The sequence below is a fragment of the Thermoanaerobacter uzonensis DSM 18761 genome (genome assembly GCF_900129115.1).
In the GTDB taxonomy this organism is placed as follows: domain Bacteria; phylum Bacillota; class Thermoanaerobacteria; order Thermoanaerobacterales; family Thermoanaerobacteraceae; genus Thermoanaerobacter; species Thermoanaerobacter uzonensis.
Window position 1 is genome coordinate 16524 of sequence record NZ_FQUR01000012.1, and the last position, 18479, is coordinate 35002.

Genomic DNA, 18479 nt, shown 5'->3' on the forward strand with positions numbered 1-18479 from the left:
CATTCATCACCAATGATATTATAGCATATCAAAGGTTTTATAAAAATCTGGATATGAAATATTTACACATTCAGCATTTTTTATCTTAGTTTCTCCTTCTGCTATAAGTCCAGCAACCCATAAAGACATGGCAATCCTGTGGTCGTTGTAACTTTCCACTGTATTTCCTCTTAAAAAACCCGTCCCTTCTATAATCATCCCATCTTCTGTTTCAAAAATTTTTGCTCCCATTTTCTTTAATTCTGAAGTGATTGTATTTATTCTATTGCTTTCTTTTACTTTTAACTCCTCGGCATCTTTTATCACTGTTTTCCCTTCTGCGAAGACTGCTGCAACTGCTATTACTGGAATTTCATCAATAAGCCTTGGAATAAGACTTCCTCCAATTTCAATTCCTTTTAGCCTTGAAGTCTTAACTGTTATATCCGCTACTTTTTCATTGTTTATAGTTCTTTCATTTGTTAAGACAATGTCTCCTCCCATCTCTTTTATCACATCGATAATACCAGTTCTTGTAAGATTTACATTTACATTTTTTATAGTAACCTCCGAATTTGGGACGAGAGTTGCAGCAACAATAAAATATGCTGCTGACGATATATCCCCTGGTACAATAACTCTCTGCCCATGTAATTTGTAACCAGGGTAACAAGTTATTTTTGTGCCATTTACATCCACTTTAGCACCAAAAGAACTAAACATGAGTTCCGTGTGATTCCTTGAAGGGTAGGGCTCTTCAATAGTCGTTTTATCATCAGCGTAAAGGCTTGCCAGCATTATGCTGGACTTAACCTGTGCACTGGCAATTGGCATTTTGTAATATATGCCTTTAAGTTTGTTTCCAAAAACCGTAAGAGGTACAAAATTTCCTTCTTTCGCGACTATTTCCGCTCCCATCATACTAAGAGGAGTTATCACTCTTCCCATAGGGCGTCTCTTTATAGAATCATCACCTGTAAGCGTTGTCTCAAACTTTTGACCAGCGAGAATACCCATCAAAAGCCGAATGGTAGTACCCGAATTTCCTACATCAAGGATTTTTTCGCTTTTATTTAAATAAAGCCCTTTTCCATGAACTTTAACATTTGTCTCTTTTAATTCAATGTCAACTCCCAAATTCTTCATACAATTAATAGTAGATATACAATCTTCTCCTAAAAGAAAATTTTCAATTTCTGTAATCCCTTCTGCAATTGACCCAATCATTACAGCCCTATGGGATATTGACTTGTCTCCAGGGACTGAGATAATACCTTTTAAAAATCTTTTCTTTTTAACTTCAATATCCATAACAACACCTCAAGTTATAGTGTTTCGATATTTTCTTGCATCTTCAAGAAACTTTTGTATGGTGTCAATATCGTCATTTTCTAAGTAACAAATAAAGTCACTTAGGACTTCCCTGTAATTTTTTAGTAACTCCAAAATAACTTTTTTGTTTGTACAAATTATGTCTTTCCATATTTCAGTCTGAGACAAGGCAATTCGCGTAGTATCTTTAAACCCACCAGCTGCGTATTTAAATGCTTCACTGCATTTATCATGAGCAAAATTCGTAAGGGTAGCAGAAAGAATATGAGGTACATGACTTATTATTCCGACAATGGCATCGTGTTTATTATAATCCATTATTACCGGTTTTGCACCTATTTTTATTATTACTTCATTTATAAATAAACCTAAAACATCTTCTTTTACATTATCAAAAGGAATCAATAAATAATTAGAGTTAACAAATAAATCTGCCTCAGCGTTATCATAACCTGCCTTCTCTGTGCCAGCCATAGGATGGCCCCCGATGAAAAAAATTTCATCGGGCAAAAATTTTTGCACTTCTTCCATTATAACTTTTTTTGTACTTCCAACATCAGTTACAATGCAACCTTTCTTTAAATAAGGAAGTATATTTTTAGTCTTTTCAACAATTTTTCCAACAGGCGTGCATATAAAAACCACATCAGCATCTACTTGAAAATCAAGGTGTGTCACACCATAAGAAATTACTCCCTCTTCTAATGCTTTTTGTAAACTATCTCTATTTATATCAACACCAATAATGTCTATATCTGTGTATTTTTTTAATGCTTTTGCCATTGATCCCCCTATAAGACCCAATCCTACGATAACCGCATTTTTTATCATACAAAATCACGCCCTACTGCTTTAGCGATAACCTTTATGTCATCACACAAAGTCTCAAAATTTTCAGGAGTAAGGGATTGAGCCCCATCGGATAATGCATTTTTAGGGTCTGGATGTACCTCAATAATGAGGCCATCGGCTCCTGCTGCTATAGCGGCTTTAGCCATAGGAGCTACAAGGTGCCATTTCCCAGTCCCGTGACTGGGATCAACAACTATAGGCAAATGGCTCAACTTTTTTATGGCTGGGACTGCACTTAAATCCAAAGTATTTCGCGTATAAGTTTCAAACGTCCTTATCCCTCTTTCACAAAGGATGACGTCTTTATTACCCTCGCTTAGGATATACTCCGCAGCACTTAACCACTCTTCTAATGTTGCCGCAAGTCCTCTCTTTAATAAAACAGGCTTGTTGATTCTACCTACTGCTTTAAGTAATGGAAAATTTTGCATATTTCTTGTACCTATTTGTATAACATCAGCGTATTCCGCCACTAGTTCAACTGAATGGACATCCATAACTTCTGTAACAATCTTAAGTCCAGTAAGTTCTTTGGCTTCTTTTAGCATCTTTAAGCCTTCTTCTTCAAGGCCTTGGAAGGAGTAAGGTGATGTTCTCGGTTTAAATGCCCCTCCTCTTAAAAATTGAGCTCCCGCTTTTTTAACAGCCATAGCACTTTCAAAGAGTTGTTCTCTGCTTTCTACCGCGCAAGGGCCCGCCATTATAACTATGTTGCTTCCACCAATTTCGGTGTCTTCTACTTTTACCACAGTTGGCTCTGGTTTAAATATCTTACTAGCAAGTTTGTAAGGCTCCACAATAGGAATGACTTTTTCTACTCCCTCCATCATTTCTACAGCCTTACCTTCTAATTTTTTCTTATCACCTATAACACCTATGACTATTTTTTCTTCACCTTTTGAAATGTGGTAACCTAAACCAAGAGATGTTAAAAGATTTGTAATATCAGAGATTTGCTTATCAGTGGCATCAATATTCATAACAATTACCATTTTCAATTCCTCCATTCTACCGTTCTACTTAAATTTAGGATATGAACCTAATACTTTTAAAAAATCCGTTCTACCTTTTAACTCCTCTAAGGCATCCTTTACTATCTCATCTTCTCTATGCCCCTCAATGTCCACCCAAAAAACATATTCCCCAAGTTTTTTCCTTGAAGGTCGAGATTCTATTTTTGTCATATTGATTTTTTTGTTGGCCAAAACCCCTAAAGCGTTATATAAACTGCCTGGAACATTGGGGACAGAAAAAACTATTGATGTCTTGTCTTTCCCTGTGACAACCCCGTCCTTTTGAGAAAGGACCAAAAACCTTGTATAATTTTCTTTTACATCTTGTATGTCCCTATCAATTATTCTCATGCCGTAAATAACAGCTGCTCTTTCCGGACCTATCGCCACTACTCCAGGTTTAGATTTGACACCTAAGACTGCTTGAGCAGTACTGTCTGTAGCTTTTATTTCCGCATTGGGAAATTTTTTAGATATATATTCCCTGCACTGAGCAATTGCCTGCTGATGAGAAAGTATACAATGTACATCTTTAAATTCAACTGGAGCATCCGAAATCAAGCAATGGGAAATAGGTATTATCACCTCTCCTTTTATCATTATCCCATTTGCGTCGTTTATCAGCATATCTACGGCAATATTTACAGAACCTTCAATAGAGTTTTCAATAGGAATTACTGCCTCTTCGCATAAGCTATTGCTTATACAATTTATGACTTCCGGAATGGTGTTAAACTCTACAACTTCACAATTTTCAACACCTTGTGTGTATTTTATAACAGCTTCTTCAGAAAATGTTCCTTTAGGCCCTAAATAACCAATTTTCATCCAACACCCCCTTGCAATTTATAATATTGGTGATATTTTAATACTTTGCATAAGTAAAGTCAAGTAAATTTTTCATAAAGTCTAAAAAAGATAAAGAAAAAAGCGGTTACCCGCTTATTTTAAAACTTTTAAAATTTCTTCCTCTTTAACAGTCATAACTTCAACTTTTCCTAAACCACGAGGAAGAACAAAATTTATTTTCGCTTCTCTACTCTTTTTATCAAGTTTTATAGCCTCTACGATGTCTTCTTTGTGCAAATCCTCATAATCTGTAGGTAATCCTGTTCTTTGTATTAAAGAAAAAATTCTTTCAAAATATTTTTCATCAATATACCCTAAATTTAATGCAAGTTTACAAGCGTATACCATACCTATCGCAACAGCTTCACCGTGAATATACTTCTCATAGCCGGTTAAAGCTTCAATGGCATGTCCTATTGTGTGGCCAAAATTCAATATTGAACGCAGGTTTTCTTCTTTTTCATCAAGAGATACGATTTTCCCTTTTATTTCGCAAGATTTTTTGATTATATGCCTTAATTTATCTTCTTTTAAATCTAAAATTTCATAAATGTTGCTTTCAATATACTCAAATAAACTAAAATCCCATATAATACCATACTTGATTATTTCAGCTAACCCACCAAGTATTTCTCTTTTATTTAACGTATTTAAAACGGCAGTGTCTATGTATACCATTTTAGGTTGATAAAAAGCTCCTATTATGTTTTTGCCTTTTTTTAGATTAACTGCTACTTTGCCCCCTACACTGCTATCAACCTGCGCCAACAAAGTCGTAGGAATTTGCACAAAGTCTATTCCCCTCATGTAAGTTGCTGCCACAAAACCCGCTATGTCTCCTACAACGCCTCCTCCAAGAGCTATAACTGAACTGTCTCTTAAAAGTCCATAGTCATAAGCTTTCTCAAGAAGCCTTTGTGTCATTTCCATTGTTTTACTTGTTTCCCCTGCAGGAATAACTTCATATGACACATCAAAACGACTTTTTTTAAGACTTTCATTGAGTTTTTCAAAATACAAAGGATAAACATTAGAATCAGTTATTATAAATGTTTTACTACTTCTTACATGTTTCTTTACTATTTCTCCTAATTTATCAAAAGAATCATAGCCAAAATATATAGGATAAGACCTTTCTTTCAAATCAACTGTTATAAAATCCAAAGTTCACACCTCGCACTTTTTTATTTTCAGACAAAGGGGACGGTTCCTTTTATCTGAATTTTAAGTTGAAATCGGACGGAGGGAACCGTCCCCGGCGTTTGAACTTTATAGCATTTTTCCAAACTCATCAAGCAATTTTTCAAAAACGTCCAAAGCTTCGTTTACTGGTTTTGGAGTAGTTAAATCCACTCCTGCCTTCTTTAAAAGGTTTAAAGGATAATCAGAGCTCCCGCTCTTTAAAAACTCCTTATATCTTTCTACAGCTTTTTCCCCATCATTTAGTATCATCTGAGAAATAGCTATTGCCGCAGAAAATCCAGTAGCATATTTATAGACATAGAAATTTCTATAAAAATGTGGGATTCTCGCCCACTCATAGCTTATTCCTTCATCTACCACTATGTCATCTCCATAATAGAGCTTATTTAATTCATAATATTTTTTGTTTAACACTTCCGCTGTAAGAGGTTCTCCTCTTTCTGCCATTTCGTGTATGAGTTTTTCAAACTCAGCAAACATAACTTGCCTATAGACTGTTCCTCTAAATTCCTCAAAGAAGTGGTTCAAAAGATAAAGTTTTTCTTTTTCATCTTTAGAATTTTTCAAAAGATAATTCATAAGTATAGCTTCATTGCAAGTAGAAGCTACTTCTGCCACAAAAATCTTATAACCTGCATATACATATGGTTGTGTCGCATTTGAGTAATAGGTATGCAAAGAATGTCCCATTTCATGGGCAATTGTAAATACATCATTTAATTTGCCCTGATAGTTTAGAAGTACATAAGGGTGAGTGCCATAAGTTCCCCATGAATAAGCTCCAGAAGTTTTTCCTCGATTTTCATATACGTCCACCCAACGAGAATTAAATCCTTTCCTTAGTAAATTTATGTATTCATCTCCTAACGGTTGTAGTCCTTCTAGCACGAGGTTAATTGCTTCTTCATATGTAAATTTCTTATCATATTCCTGTATCAAGGGCACATATAAGTCATACATGTGAAGCTCATCTAAACCTAAAAGCTTCTTTTTAAGCCTCACATATCTATGTAATACATCAAGTCTACTATGTACTGTCTCTATAAGATTGTTGTAAACTTCTACACTTACATTATCTTCAAATAGTGAGGCTTCCAATGAAGAATTATATTTCCGTGTTTTAGCGTAGAAAATGTCTTTCTTTACATTCCCCGCCATTGTAGAAGCAAAAGTATTTATAAATTTCTTGTATGTGTCGTATAAAGCATCAAAAGCAGTTTTTCTAACGTTTCTATCTTTACTCTGCATGAAGCGTACAAAATTGCCATGAGTTAATTCTACTTCTTTGCCTTCTTCATCTTTAATAGTGGGGAATCTCATGTCAGCATTATTCAACATAGTATATATATTTGAAACAGATTCTGCCAGTGTTTCTGCTTCTGCTAATATTTTTTCTTCTTCCGATGAAAGTACATGAGGTTTAAATCTAATTAAATCTTCAAGATATTGCTTATAAATCTTTAATTCTTCTAATTCTTCTATCATTTTCATTAATTTTTGTGTATCAATGGATAAAATCTCTGGAGCTATAAAAGCAGTAGCACTCATAACTTCAATATTGAGTCTCATGGCCTTGTCAGTCAAAGCTTGATATTTGGGATTAGTATTATCTTCGTCTCTTCTCATACGGGCATAGGCAAAAATTTTGCTGGCTGTCATCCCAATTTGGTCATTAAGTTTTAGTACCTCTAATAAATTTTTTGAAGTATTAATTTTGCCTTTAAACTTTACAATCTCTTTTAAAAGCTCTTTTGTCTTGTTATAGTCTTCTTCCCACAAATTCTCATTTCCATATATATCCTCAAGTCGCCATTTATACTTATCTTCAATTTCGCTTCTATCTTTTAAAGCCTCCACTTTAATCCCCCCGTTCAACTTTTTCAAATATCTCTTTCTTAAGCCTTATCCCTGTAGGAGTCTTTGCAAGCCCTCCTTCTGCAGTTTCTCTAAGAGCACAGGGAATGGATCTACCTATCTTGTACATAGTTTCTACCACTTCGTCAAAAGGTATAACGCTGTCCATTCCTGCTATTGCAAAATCAGCGCATATCATAGCATTAAGCGCCCCAAGAGCATTTCTCTTTTCACAAGGGATTTCTACCAACCCCGCAACTGGGTCGCATACAAGCCCTAGCAAATTCATTATAGCAAAAGAAGCTGCCGTCAAACACTGTTCTGGTGTTCCCCCTATAAGTTCTACTAAAGCTGCTGCAGCCATCGCTGAAGCAGAACCTACTTCTGCTTGACATCCCCCTTCTGCTCCAGATAAAGTAGCATTTTTAGCTATTATAATACCTATGCCGGAAGCAGTGAAAAGAGCTCTTGTCATATCATCATCACTTTTGCCAAATTTTCTCGCTACCGTAATAAGAGCTCCCGGAATAACTCCACTGGAACCTGCAGTAGGAGCAGCAACAATTTTACCCATAGAAGCATTTACTTCTGTCACTGCAAGAGCAGAAGCAGCAGCTTTTGCCATTGTCTCACAAGAAAGAGTATTGCCAATGATTATTCTTTCATATAGTTTTTTTGCATCTCCACCTGATAAACCACTTACTGATTTTAAATCTTCATTTAACCCTTTATTAATAGATTCCTTCATTACCATCAGATTATTCTTCATCTTTTGAAAAATTACATCTAACTCTTCTCCAGTTTTCTCTTGTTCTCCCAACATTACAACTTGAGATATAGATAAATTAAATTTTTTTGTAAGTTCCAATAATTCATAACCATAATTATATTGATACATTTTGCCCCTCCATTACATAGGATTTATTATTATGGCAGTTAAAATTCCATCAATGTTTTTTATGGTTTCTTTTGCAGCATCAGGTATTTTTTGGTCTGATTCTATGACCATAATAGCTTTGTCCCCTTTTGAATGCCTGTACACTCTCATAAAAGCAATATTTATTTTGTAATCTGCAAAAATTTTAGTGACATTTGCCACTATCCCTGGTCTATCTATGTGATTTGTAATCAACGTTTCATATTCACCAGTAAACTCTACCTCTATGCCATTTATTTCTTTTAAAAGTACATTTCCTCCACCAATAGAACATCCTAAAATGCTGTTTTTCTGTCCACTTTTACCTGTTATTATCATTCTTACAGTATTGGGATGCGGTAATTCTTCATCACTTTCAGTAAATTTAAACTTTATCCCTTGCTGTCTTGCTATTTCAAAAGAATGAGGCAGTTTCTCATCATCTGGGTCAAAACCTAATATCCCTGCCACAAGAGCCTTATCCGTACCATGTCCCCTATATGTACGGGCAAAAGATTCATACAATACAAATTCCACTTCTGATATATCCTCTTCCACAATTTCTCGAGCAATTTTCGCAAGCCTTGCGGCCCCTGCTGTATGAGAACTGCTGGGTCCAATCATCACAGGCCCCATAATATCAAATACACTGTATTCTCTCATACAAAATCCCCTTACGTAAAAGTTTTCTTAACTATATTGTACATTTAGCCCTATAAAAATGCAATAGAACAACAAGCCAGTAAATCTGACTTATTGTTTTTTTATTTTCAATTTTTTTATATTTAAGGGTTTTAGCTTATTATGCTTGATTAGCACCTCTTTAAAAGCTACGTCAATAGTCGTACCTTTTTGATACTCTAAATATACTTCTTCAAAAAATTCTTTGCCGAATTTTTCAAATAAAAGCTCTATGTATTCATCTGTATTTTCTTCATCATATGAGATTTTTCCAAAAACAAAATTTTTGCCTTTAGACCATTTTAACTTCATGATTTTTTACTCTTCCTTTATCAAAACAGCTCTTGTAGGGGAGGCTTCGGCACCTCTAATTTTTAAAGGCGCAGCATATAAGAAATATTCTCCTTCTTCTACATCTTTTAACCGTACTCCCTCAAGAATAACTATACCTGCTCCTAAAAGAATCTTGTGAGTTTCATGCTCTGGCTGATTTCTCTCAATTCCTAATGCATCAATACCTACACCAATTACACCTTTTTCTTTTAAAAACTGGGCACCGCTTTTATCTAAATAGACAAATTCAAAATCGAAATCCTCTCTAAAAGAATTTCTTGTTTTAAATATTATAAAATCTCCTTTTTGAATGTCTTTACTTGAAAGGTCTTCCGATGTTATTTTATCAGATATATTTGTAAAGTCAAATACTTTACATTTAGTTATAACCTTATTGAGGTCTATATTTTCTACTGTATCTCCTCCCCTAATCATGTGTAGAGGAGCATCAATATGCGCTCCTGTATGCATGTCCATGCTAATACGGGACTCCCTCACATCGCCACTATCAACAGTAATAGTACGTTTAGGCCTTTTTCCTTCTTTATTTTTGTAAACAGTCATATTTTCGTGAATTTCCATTGAAATATCGTATATTTTCATTTAATTTACCCCCTTCTTTTATACATTCCACCACATTCTATTGTCCCTTAGTAACAGCTCATTTGCTTCTTTAGGTCCCCAGGTCCCTGGCTGATAATTAGGAAAGTCAGGCGTTTTATTTTTCCATGCTTCAGCAATAGCATCTACAAACTTCCAAGAATATTCTACCTCATCCCACCGCGTAAATAAAGTAGAATCTCCTCTCATGACATCGTAAAGAAGTCTTTCATACGCTTCTGGAGAATTATTTGAAATCTGGCAATTTTGACAAAAATCCATATCTACAGGTTGTATGGTGATATCTCCTGCCCCAGGGACTTTTGCATTAAATTGGAGCTTTACACCTTCCTCAGGTTGAATTTTTATAACTAATAAATTTGGCAATAAATTTTTATATTCTTTAAAATACAAGATTCCTGGCAACGGTTTGAACTGTATTACAATTTGTGTAGACTTTTCCGGCATTCTTTTGCCTGTGCGGATGTAGAAAGGTACTCCTGCCCAGCGAAAATTTTCTACATGCACTTTCAAAGCTACAAATGTTTCTGTATTAGAAGTTGGGGAAACTTTATCTTCTTGTCTATATCCTGCATACTGACCTCTTACAACATTTTTCTCCACAGCCTCTGGATTAAGTATCTCCAAAGACTTTAGAACTTTTACCTTTTCATCTCTTATAGATTCTGTATCGAGATTTACAGGCGGTTCCATTGCCGTTAAAGTTAAAAGTTGAAGCATGTGATTTTGTACCATATCCCGTAACGCCCCGGCTTTTTCATAATACCCACCGCGATTTTCTATTCCAACCATTTCATTTGAAGAAATCTGAACATTATCAATATACCTTCTGTTCCACACAGGTTCAAAAAATACATTAGCAAATCTAATTACCATTATGTTCTGAAGCATCTCTTTTCCCAGATAATGGTCTATCCTGTAGGTATTCCTTTCTGTGAAAACATCAGTTATCATTTTATTTAATTTCCGTGCCGATTCCAAATCTTCTCCAAAAGGTTTTTCTATGACCACCCTTTGCCAGGAAGTCTCATTATTTACCATACCATGCCTATAGAGTTTTTCAACAATTATACCGAAATATTCTGGAGCTACTGCAAGATAGTATACCCTATTGCCCTTTGTATTGTATTTTTCATCAAGTTCTTTTAAAAAAGAACTTAATTCCATATAGCCATTATCATATACAAAGTCAAATCTCTTATAATATATCCTTTCACTTAAATCTTGCCAAACTTTTTCATCAATGTCAAATCTCGAATAATTTTTAACAGACTCTAATACTTCCTTCCTATATTGTTCCTCTGTTTTGTCTCTTCTTCCTATGGATACAACAGCAAAATTTTCAGGAAGAATTTTTTGGTATTTCAAATTGTACAAAGCAGGCATAAGTTTTCTGTGAGTCAAATCCCCTGTCCCGCCAAATATAACCATTACATTAGATATATTATTTTTAATCATAAAACCACCTCTATTAATTCTTTTCCACCGCATGTCCTCCAAACTCGTTTCTCAAAGCAGCTACAACCTTTCCTGCAAATGTATCTTCTTGCTCTGAACGATATCTCATAAATAAAGACTGTGCAATTACAGGCACTGGCACTTTGAGATTTAAAGCTTCTTCTACCGTCCAGAGTCCTTCTCCAGAAGAGTGCATTACTCCTTTTATCCCAGACAACTTAGGGTCTTTTTCAAAAGCTTTTTCCATAAGCTCCATAAGCCATCCGCGAATCACTGACCCATGACTCCAAACTCTGGACACTTCTTTTAAATCAAAATCAAACTGACTTTTCTCTAAAACCTCAAACCCTTCTCCTATAGCCTGCATCATTCCGTATTCTATACCGTTGTGAACCATTTTTGCAAAATGTCCTGAGCCGTTTTTGCCTGTATGTAAATAACCGTTTTCCGCACTTATATCTCTAATTAGAGGTTCAATATATTTAAAGACATCATCTTCTGCTCCTATCATGGTGCAAGCCCCATGTCTTGCTCCTTCAATTCCTCCACTTGTTCCTACATCTACAAAATCAACTCCTTTTTCTTTAAGCATCTCATACCTTCTTAAACTATCTTTATAGTAGGAATTGCCGCCGTCTATTATGATGTCATGTTCTTCAAGCAAGGGAACTAATTTTTCTATCATTTCGTCAACAGGGTCTCCTGCAGGTACCATAAGCCATATTATTCTTCTCTTTTCAAGTTTTTTTACTAAATCTTCAATTGTATAAGCCCCTTTTATTCCTTCCTTTTCAGCCTCCTTTATTTTCTCAGGTGACCTGTTATATGCTACTACCTCATGCCCATGGTCTCTCATATTTAAAGCAAGATTAAATCCCATTCGTCCTAATCCAATTAAACCTACCTTCATATAAATCCTCCTTGATAATAATTATTGTTGTATAATATTTTTTACTTGAGGGTGTTATATAATTATATCACACATTTTAAAAATTTAAATGACAAAAATCACATGCTTTCATTTAAAAAGCAGGGAAAAACCCTGCTTAATATGCTTTTAATATTATTTTATCCTTATTTTGATAAACTATATAATTTTTATTTATATCAATTATTTTTCCATATCCTTTTACAACTATTCCATTTTTTAGATTTTTAAGTTCATTATTTTGTATAACCCCTAAATTTCCATCTTTAGGAATAATGATTATATTTTGTGGACTTTCTGCCTTTCTTAAAGTAATTTTATTCCATAAACTTAAAGGCTTGTCCACAGGACCATAGTATAAATTTATGACTTGTTTTTTATTATTAAGACTTCCAATATACACATTGTCATTACCATCAATTCCAATTAAAACGTACTTTTTCGTGCTTAAATACGTGTCTTTCTTTCCATCTCTAATGACGTGAATTATGTTATTTGAAGATTGATAAATGAGAGTGTCCTTTTTTTGGATCTCAGCCATTTTTAAAATTTTTTTAACAGGTAAATACATTCTTCTTATTTCACTCATTATATTGACTTGATACAATCTATCCTCTAAAGGTGTATCTACTTTGATGTAAATCATATTTGTAAGAGGAGATAAAGTCATATATGACACAAAGCTCTTATCTGGCAAATAAATCGCTTTATTGACGGTATTGTTTAAACTATTGTCTACATCATAAGCCTCTAAATTTATTCTTATTACATGCCCATGCCTTTCTCTTAGAAAATACAGTATTCTATTTCTATCGGGTAACCAAGTATAATAATCTGTATTTTTTTCTTCCATTTTAATTTGCTTTACAACTTTAGAAGTCTTAGTACTTACTATGTAGAGTTTGCCATTTTCTATATAGGAGATATATTCGCCATCATAGGAAATTTTTATCTCCTTTGCCCCATAGGGCACTGTTATTTCTATAGTATGGGGTAACTTAGTATCTCCAAATACTTTTTCAGTTTTAATAAAAGTAGAATCTACAAGAAAATAGTTGTTAATATAGTATAAAAATCCCAGTTCAAAAATCAAAGATATAATACTCCATTTTAAAATTTTCTTCAGTTTCAATTGTTATAACCCTCCCACTTATTTTGCAAAAAATATGGTAGGAACGCATCTTTCTCCCAAAGCATCTGAGGGATTGTTTATCACTTTACCCTTAAAATACATAGTAGTAGAAGAACCTCCATCGAGATTAGCTGCATTATAAGCACCATATTTTAACATTATATCTTGAACATCTTTGAGAGTAGCTCCAATACTTTTTAATGACCTTCCATCTATTACTAAAAAAATCACCGTACCATCTCTTCTCTGCCCAATAGCCGTACGAGGAGCTATCCCCCAACCTCCATCTCCTCTTTTTATCATAGGCTGTCCATTTATGACTAGTGCTGGTCCAAAACTCACCGCTTCTTTTATCGACATTTCTAATATATCTTTATACCTATAATTTCCAACCAGCAATTTACCGTCTTGTGTAAATCCTATCAAATCAACTTTTTCGTTTGGATTCTTAATCTCTGTGTATAAAACTTTTCCATTATGAATCACAAATCCCTGAGGAGCACCACCAATACCTTTCATACTGCTATCTCCAAAACCGCCAGCATTTATAGCTGCTATGGCATCGTAATTTTTAGCTATTACGCTTGTAGTCTCTCCTTCTTTAGGAAATTTACTGGATATCCCTACTTGTACCCTCGTAGGATCATGTATTAATATTACTTTACCTTCAAAGTGTTTCCCATAGATGTTGTACGCTTCTATAGATTTATCATGTTTATTCGTAAAGTTTATCAAATTTTTATCAGTTCTACCAGTTTGTATCTTGTTCATACTCATTATCTTATTTATCATATTTTTGGGCAAAAATAATGTTGCAAGATACTGATGAGTAAAAGTTGTCATCGCTGTTGTGACAAAAGTATTTCGTATATTAGTAAAAGGCCCGTAAAAAACTAAAGCAGGCATCGTAATGGACACAAAAAACACTTCAAATATCAAAAAAGCCAAAATACGCTTTATACTTCCCATATGCCACCTCAACAAAAACTATTAAATTTAACATTGATTATTATACAAGCAATATATTAAAATTCAATTAACAATTTGTAAAATTTTAAAAAGGGACCTATTTTAGTCCCTTTTACCTTATTCTCAAATACACTTTTAAGTAATTTATCATATTTTTAGCATTTTCTTCATAGGTGTCTATATAAATATTTTTTCCATCAATTGTATAACTAAAATCCGTAAAACCTTGATTCATAAGGTACTCTTTTACAGAGTTTTCCCCTAAATCTCCTTGTGCAATAAGGATTTTTTCTCCCACATATTTTCCATTTACATATATACTAAATGTATCTGTAGGTACTTTTAAATTTGCATTTCCATTGTCTGGTGTAACAATTATACCGGGCGCTATGGAATTTTGCCCGTATGGATAATTCAACATTAAACATCACCTCTACTTTATTTTACTCAAAAGAATTTAACATATTCTTAACAAAAAGCGGATTGTTTTATAATCTACAATCATTTATAATAATTTGTGAATAAACAAAAAGGGGGATGTTACGTGTCAAAAAATAAAAAAATTTTGTATTTTATATGTACTGGCAATTCCTGTAGAAGTCAAATGGCAGAAGGTTTTGGCAAATATTATGGAAAAGATGAATTTGAAGTATATAGTGGTGGTGTAGAAGCTCACGGTTTAAACCCAAAAGCTATACAAGTTATGAAGGAAATAGGAATTGACATAAGCAATCAAACTTCCGATTTATTGGATGAAAATATCCTTTTTAAAGCAGATTATGTGATAACTTTATGTGGTGATGCAAAAGATAAATGTCCTGCTTTGCCTCCTTCAATAAAAAGCCTCCATTGGGACTTAGAAGACCCTGCAAGAGCAACAGGCACAGAAGAAGAAGTTTTAAATAAATTTCGTGAAATAAGAGATATAATCAAAGAAAATGTAAAAAATTTGATAGAAGATATAAAAAAGCACTCGCACTAATCACGAGTGCTTTTAAATTATAAAATCCCAGCCTCTTCATGTTTTTTCACTATTTCTTCAGCTAACTCATCAAGAGCCTTAAAGTCTTCTTCTTTTGGGAATCCTTTTATGAAAACTGGCGAAATAACCTCTACTTTTAAATTGGTAATCATTTGAGAAAGCTGGTCTTGTGCCCTACTACCCCAATTATAAGAGCCTATAATTGAAACAAACTTTGTCTTCGGCTTTAAAGCATTGGCCAAATAAGTAGCATAAACCACCATTGGATGAGCTCCTGTAAGTACTGTTGGAGTACCTATAACTATTGTAGCAGCATCCACTAATGCCATGGCAAATTCACCTATATCTGTAACAGACAAATCAAAGGGCTTTACGATGACGCCCTTTGCCACAAGAGCAGTCTGTAGGTATTCCACCATTTTTTTCACACTGCCGTGCATGGTAGCATAAGGTATTACGACTATATTTTTAGGTTTTGCATAAACCCATTGATTATAAGCATCTAAAATAAATTTAGGGTTATTGTACACAGGACCATGACTGGGAGCAATTATATCTATATCCAAATCTTTTATTTTTTCTAAATCCTTTTCTATAAAGTTTCTAAAAGGCATCATTATTTCTGCATAGTATCTTTTTGCTGCATCATACACTTTGCACTCATCTGTTGCATAAAGTTCAGAAGTTGCAAGATGTGAACCTAAAAAGTCACAGGTAAAAAGAATTTTATCTTGTACAAGGTAAGTAAACATTGTTTCTGGCCAATGTACCCACGGGGCATGTATGAATTTTAACGTTTTTCCTCCTAAATCTAAAGTTTCACCGTCTTCTACAGTAATAAATTTGTCTTCAGGTATTAAAAGCAAATCCATCAAATAAGTTTTTGCTTTAGGAGTACATATCACTTTAGCCTCTTTATATTTCTCAAGGACTAAAGGAATACATCCCGAATGGTCTTGCTCGGCATGATGTGCTATTATATAATCAATTTTTTCTACATCCTTTAACTGTTCCATCAAAATCTCTGAAGTCATCGGATCTACAGTATCTAAAAGGGATATTTTATCCTTTCCTTCTACCAAATAGGCATTATAACTCGTACCATCTGGCAGGGGTATTAAAGAGTCGAATAATCTTCTTTCCCAATGTACCGCGCCAATTTTACTTACTCCTGGTTTTATAGTCATTGTTTTCATCGATGTCCCCTCCTATTTGTTAATTTCTCAACTATATTATAGCAAATAATCTTTTATAAAAAAATAGTTTTTCTTGCAAGTTTTTATTATATTCATTGTTCTACCAAACTTTTACACAAAAAAAACAATAAAATTTGACAAAAAATAATCAAAGGTATTCCTATCATAAATAATTTATGTCTTGTCTTATGTCTAAAAAAATACATGCCGAGCCATACACCTATTGAACCGCCAAATAGTGCTAAAAAGAAAAAGGTTTTTTCACTTATTCTCCAAAGTTTATGTAACGCTTTATATTTATCAATACCCATTAAAACAAAAGAAAATACATTTAAAGTTAATAAAGCAATCATTGCGATCTTGTTCATTATAACACCTCATAATAATTATACCACTTTATAAAAGGTATAAAAAACTCAAAATATAGCTATCATAAAACTATGAAAAATATTGAGAGGTGTTGAAATGGTTACCTTGACTGCATCCCACATAGTATATCTAATAATGATTTTAATTATATTGATTTTATTTTTAATGAGAAAAGATATAATTTTACCCATAATATTAGCAATATTTTTAATTGGATTTCTATCAACTGGAAATATCTTGAAGGCAGTTCAAATACTTTACACTGCAATTTTTGTGTCAGGAAAAAGGCTGTGGCAAATCATAGTAATAATATCTCTTATAATATCTATGTCAAAAGCTTTAGATGACATAGGCGCAGATATAATCATAACGAAACCTTTTATAAAATATTTAAAAACTCCTATTTTTTCATTTTGGATAATAGGTTTTTTAATGATGTTTTTATCATTTTTTATATGGCCTGCTCCTGCAGTCGGCTTAATAGGTACGGTTCTCATCAATCCCGCTTTAAAAGCGGGTATTGACAAAGTAAGCCTTGCCTCTATTGTTTCAATTTTTGGCTTTGGAGCAGCATTATCAGGGGACTTTTTCATACAAGGAGCTCCCTCTATAACAGCTAGGGCAACAGGTATACCAATTCACACATTAATATTGGCAAGTTTACCTATTTGGGCTACAACTTCAGCTGTAAGCATTCTTATACTTTATTTTATTACATTGCAACAAAGTAAAAGACAACAGCAAAACAATCATTTAGACGTTAATAGCATTGATAAACCTTCTCCTCCTTTTAGTAGTGTGGTGGTTTCAATAATTGCAGTAGGCCTTTTTATTTTAGATATAATTTTGATGCTTTTATTTAAAATTCACTCTAACGCGGCCACTGCTTTGATAGGTGGAACATCTATAATAGTTTTAATTGCCTCTACTTTAGTACAAAAAAATTTTCTAGATAAAACCCGTGAATATTTAAGAGAAGGTTTCATAACTGGAATGAGAACTTTTGCTCCAATTATAGTAATCAGCGCTTTTTTTCTCCTTGGAGAAACAAGTATGGTAAAAGAGGTTATAAGTCCTCATGCAAAAGGATATCTTGTAGATTTAGGAATGTATTTATCTCAGCACATTCCATTAAATAAGTACACTGTTTCTTTATTAGAATTTTCATTAGGAGTTCTGACTGGTTTATCCGGCTCTGGATTCTCAGGACTTCCTTTAATAGGTGCTATTGCTAAAACTTTTTCTTCAACTTTAAATCTAAACCCAGCAATTTTAGCTTCTATAGGGCAGATAGCCGCAATATGGACAGGAGGTGGTACAATAATACCTTGGAGTACCGTAGCTGTTTCTACAGTAATAGACGTAGAAGCCGAAAAAATCGCTAAAAAAAACATGGTACCTGCAATATCAGGTCTTATAGCAGCATATCTTGTTACAATATTTTTATTATAATTACAAAGCCGAGGACTAAACCTCGGCTTTTAAGATATTCCCCTCATTATCAAATTCATCATACTGTCTTTTTCTTCATCAGTCATTTTTCCCCATGTCGCCTCAAAAATCACCCCCAATCCTGGTATTGCATTTTCCTCTTTGCTGTCAACAACCTCCTGTATAAACCCTTTGATTTCCTCTTTTGTTCTTCCTTTTAAGTTTTTAAGCACTGCTTTCTTTATGTCCATAATATACCTCCAGTTGTAGGATTCACTAATATAATTCCCAAAATAAAAAATAATAAACAAAAAAAGTTCCTAAAAAGGAACTTACAGACTGTTGACAAAGTCAAAAATTTTCAAAATAGGATATTTTGCA

The 18479-nt window shown here is 33.7% G+C and carries 20 protein-coding genes; 2 read left to right on the forward strand and 18 right to left on the reverse strand.

The features are described 5' to 3' along the window. Window positions 1-18 precede the first annotated feature (18 nt). From aroA to BUB32_RS07900, 15 genes are all read right to left on the reverse strand, one after another. Window positions 19-1290: a 3-phosphoshikimate 1-carboxyvinyltransferase gene (gene aroA, locus BUB32_RS07830; protein ID WP_072968912.1), complete on the reverse strand. Its 1272-nt coding sequence runs from the start codon at window positions 1288-1290 to the stop codon at window positions 19-21. 9 nt (window positions 1291-1299) lie between these two features. Beyond that, on the reverse strand, window positions 1300-2142 hold the full coding sequence (locus BUB32_RS07835; RefSeq protein ID WP_072968913.1) for a prephenate dehydrogenase: 843 nt from the start codon (window positions 2140-2142) through the stop codon (window positions 1300-1302). Further along, entirely contained in the window at window positions 2139-3155 is a 1017-nt protein-coding gene (aroF, locus tag BUB32_RS07840; RefSeq protein ID WP_072968914.1) for a 3-deoxy-7-phosphoheptulonate synthase, read from the reverse strand. Before aroF ends, BUB32_RS07835 begins: the two co-directional genes overlap by 4 nt. Before the next feature lie 24 nt (window positions 3156-3179). Then, window positions 3180-4004, reverse strand: coding sequence for a prephenate dehydratase (gene pheA / locus BUB32_RS07845; RefSeq protein WP_072968915.1), 825 nt, complete (start codon window positions 4002-4004; stop codon window positions 3180-3182). Between the two features lie 114 nt (window positions 4005-4118). Continuing rightward, entirely contained in the window at window positions 4119-5189 is a 1071-nt protein-coding gene (aroB, locus tag BUB32_RS07850) for a 3-dehydroquinate synthase (RefSeq protein ID WP_072968916.1), read from the reverse strand. A gap of 105 nt (window positions 5190-5294) precedes the next feature. Further along, window positions 5295-7085 (reverse strand): oligoendopeptidase F, encoded by a 1791-nt coding sequence (pepF, locus tag BUB32_RS07855; RefSeq protein ID WP_072968917.1) that lies wholly within the window; start codon window positions 7083-7085, stop codon window positions 5295-5297. A gap of 1 nt (window position 7086) precedes the next feature. Further along, window positions 7087-7980, reverse strand: a complete 894-nt coding sequence (sdaAA, locus tag BUB32_RS07860) for an L-serine ammonia-lyase, iron-sulfur-dependent, subunit alpha (protein WP_072968918.1) — start codon at window positions 7978-7980, stop codon at window positions 7087-7089. A gap of 12 nt (window positions 7981-7992) precedes the next feature. After that, window positions 7993-8661, reverse strand: coding sequence for an L-serine ammonia-lyase, iron-sulfur-dependent subunit beta (gene sdaAB, locus BUB32_RS07865; protein WP_072968919.1), 669 nt, complete (start codon window positions 8659-8661; stop codon window positions 7993-7995). Between the two features lie 90 nt (window positions 8662-8751). After that, on the reverse strand, window positions 8752-8991 hold the full coding sequence (locus tag BUB32_RS07870) for a hypothetical protein (protein WP_003868625.1): 240 nt from the start codon (window positions 8989-8991) through the stop codon (window positions 8752-8754). A 6-nt stretch (window positions 8992-8997) separates the two neighbouring features. Then, window positions 8998-9615 carry a cyclase family protein gene (locus BUB32_RS07875; protein WP_072968920.1) on the reverse strand — a complete coding sequence of 206 codons (618 nt, stop codon included), beginning with the start codon at window positions 9613-9615 and terminating at the stop codon, window positions 8998-9000. Between the two features lie 18 nt (window positions 9616-9633). Next, window positions 9634-11091, reverse strand: coding sequence for a glucose-6-phosphate dehydrogenase (gene zwf, locus BUB32_RS07880; RefSeq protein ID WP_072968978.1), 1458 nt, complete (start codon window positions 11089-11091; stop codon window positions 9634-9636). 13 nt (window positions 11092-11104) lie between these two features. Further along, a complete protein-coding gene (gnd, locus tag BUB32_RS07885; RefSeq protein ID WP_072968921.1) occupies window positions 11105-12001 on the reverse strand; it encodes a phosphogluconate dehydrogenase (NAD(+)-dependent, decarboxylating) in 897 nt (298 codons plus the stop codon). A 136-nt stretch (window positions 12002-12137) separates the two neighbouring features. Then, window positions 12138-13151, reverse strand: a complete 1014-nt coding sequence (locus BUB32_RS07890; protein ID WP_072968922.1) for a hypothetical protein — start codon at window positions 13149-13151, stop codon at window positions 12138-12140. 18 nt (window positions 13152-13169) lie between these two features. Continuing rightward, a complete protein-coding gene (locus tag BUB32_RS07895; protein ID WP_143152798.1) occupies window positions 13170-14120 on the reverse strand; it encodes a phosphodiester glycosidase family protein in 951 nt (316 codons plus the stop codon). Between the two features lie 112 nt (window positions 14121-14232). After that, window positions 14233-14541, reverse strand: a complete 309-nt coding sequence (locus BUB32_RS07900; RefSeq protein ID WP_003869468.1) for a hypothetical protein — start codon at window positions 14539-14541, stop codon at window positions 14233-14235. 123 nt (window positions 14542-14664) lie between these two features. Here BUB32_RS07900 and arsC point away from each other — a divergent pair, with 123 nt between their 5' ends. Continuing rightward, window positions 14665-15102: an arsenate reductase (thioredoxin) gene (gene arsC, locus BUB32_RS07905; RefSeq protein ID WP_072968923.1), complete on the forward strand. Its 438-nt coding sequence runs from the start codon at window positions 14665-14667 to the stop codon at window positions 15100-15102. 17 nt (window positions 15103-15119) lie between these two features. Here arsC and BUB32_RS07910 read toward each other — a convergent pair whose 3' ends face one another. Then, window positions 15120-16298, reverse strand: coding sequence for an FprA family A-type flavoprotein (locus BUB32_RS07910; RefSeq protein ID WP_072968924.1), 1179 nt, complete (start codon window positions 16296-16298; stop codon window positions 15120-15122). Window positions 16299-16390: 92 nt separating this feature from the next. Then, the gene (locus BUB32_RS07915) at window positions 16391-16666 is read right to left on the reverse strand and encodes a DUF1294 domain-containing protein (protein ID WP_072968925.1); all 276 of its coding nucleotides are present in this window, start codon (window positions 16664-16666) and stop codon (window positions 16391-16393) included. A gap of 97 nt (window positions 16667-16763) precedes the next feature. Here BUB32_RS07915 and BUB32_RS07920 point away from each other — a divergent pair, with 97 nt between their 5' ends. Further along, window positions 16764-18119 carry a hypothetical protein gene (locus BUB32_RS07920; RefSeq protein ID WP_072968926.1) on the forward strand — a complete coding sequence of 452 codons (1356 nt, stop codon included), beginning with the start codon at window positions 16764-16766 and terminating at the stop codon, window positions 18117-18119. Between the two features lie 29 nt (window positions 18120-18148). Here BUB32_RS07920 and sspI read toward each other — a convergent pair whose 3' ends face one another. Then, window positions 18149-18349 (reverse strand): small acid-soluble spore protein SspI, encoded by a 201-nt coding sequence (gene sspI, locus BUB32_RS07925; RefSeq protein ID WP_072968927.1) that lies wholly within the window; start codon window positions 18347-18349, stop codon window positions 18149-18151. Window positions 18350-18479: the final 130 nt, after the last annotated feature.

Coding starts and splice junctions, on each gene's coding strand:
- sdaAA (WP_072968918.1), bottom strand. CDS start 7,980: ATGTATCAATATAATTATGGTTATGAATTATTGGAACTTACAAAAAAA.
- gnd (WP_072968921.1), bottom strand. CDS start 12,001: ATGAAGGTAGGTTTAATTGGATTAGGACGAATGGGATTTAATCTTGCT.
- BUB32_RS07915 (WP_072968925.1), bottom strand. CDS start 16,666: ATGAACAAGATCGCAATGATTGCTTTATTAACTTTAAATGTATTTTCT.
- BUB32_RS07895 (WP_143152798.1), bottom strand. CDS start 14,120: ATGGGAAGTATAAAGCGTATTTTGGCTTTTTTGATATTTGAAGTGTTT.
- BUB32_RS07835 (WP_072968913.1), bottom strand. CDS start 2,142: ATGATAAAAAATGCGGTTATCGTAGGATTGGGTCTTATAGGGGGATCA.
- BUB32_RS07900 (WP_003869468.1), bottom strand. CDS start 14,541: ATGTTGAATTATCCATACGGGCAAAATTCCATAGCGCCCGGTATAATT.
- aroA (WP_072968912.1), bottom strand. CDS start 1,290: ATGGATATTGAAGTTAAAAAGAAAAGATTTTTAAAAGGTATTATCTCA.
- BUB32_RS07920 (WP_072968926.1), top strand. CDS start 16,764: ATGGTTACCTTGACTGCATCCCACATAGTATATCTAATAATGATTTTA.
- BUB32_RS07875 (WP_072968920.1), bottom strand. CDS start 9,615: ATGAAAATATACGATATTTCAATGGAAATTCACGAAAATATGACTGTT.
- BUB32_RS07870 (WP_003868625.1), bottom strand. CDS start 8,991: ATGAAGTTAAAATGGTCTAAAGGCAAAAATTTTGTTTTTGGAAAAATC.
- aroF (WP_072968914.1), bottom strand. CDS start 3,155: ATGGTAATTGTTATGAATATTGATGCCACTGATAAGCAAATCTCTGAT.
- sspI (WP_072968927.1), bottom strand. CDS start 18,349: ATGGACATAAAGAAAGCAGTGCTTAAAAACTTAAAAGGAAGAACAAAA.
- pheA (WP_072968915.1), bottom strand. CDS start 4,004: ATGAAAATTGGTTATTTAGGGCCTAAAGGAACATTTTCTGAAGAAGCT.
- BUB32_RS07910 (WP_072968924.1), bottom strand. CDS start 16,298: ATGAAAACAATGACTATAAAACCAGGAGTAAGTAAAATTGGCGCGGTA.
- sdaAB (WP_072968919.1), bottom strand. CDS start 8,661: ATGAGAGAATACAGTGTATTTGATATTATGGGGCCTGTGATGATTGGA.
- zwf (WP_072968978.1), bottom strand. CDS start 11,091: ATGATTAAAAATAATATATCTAATGTAATGGTTATATTTGGCGGGACA.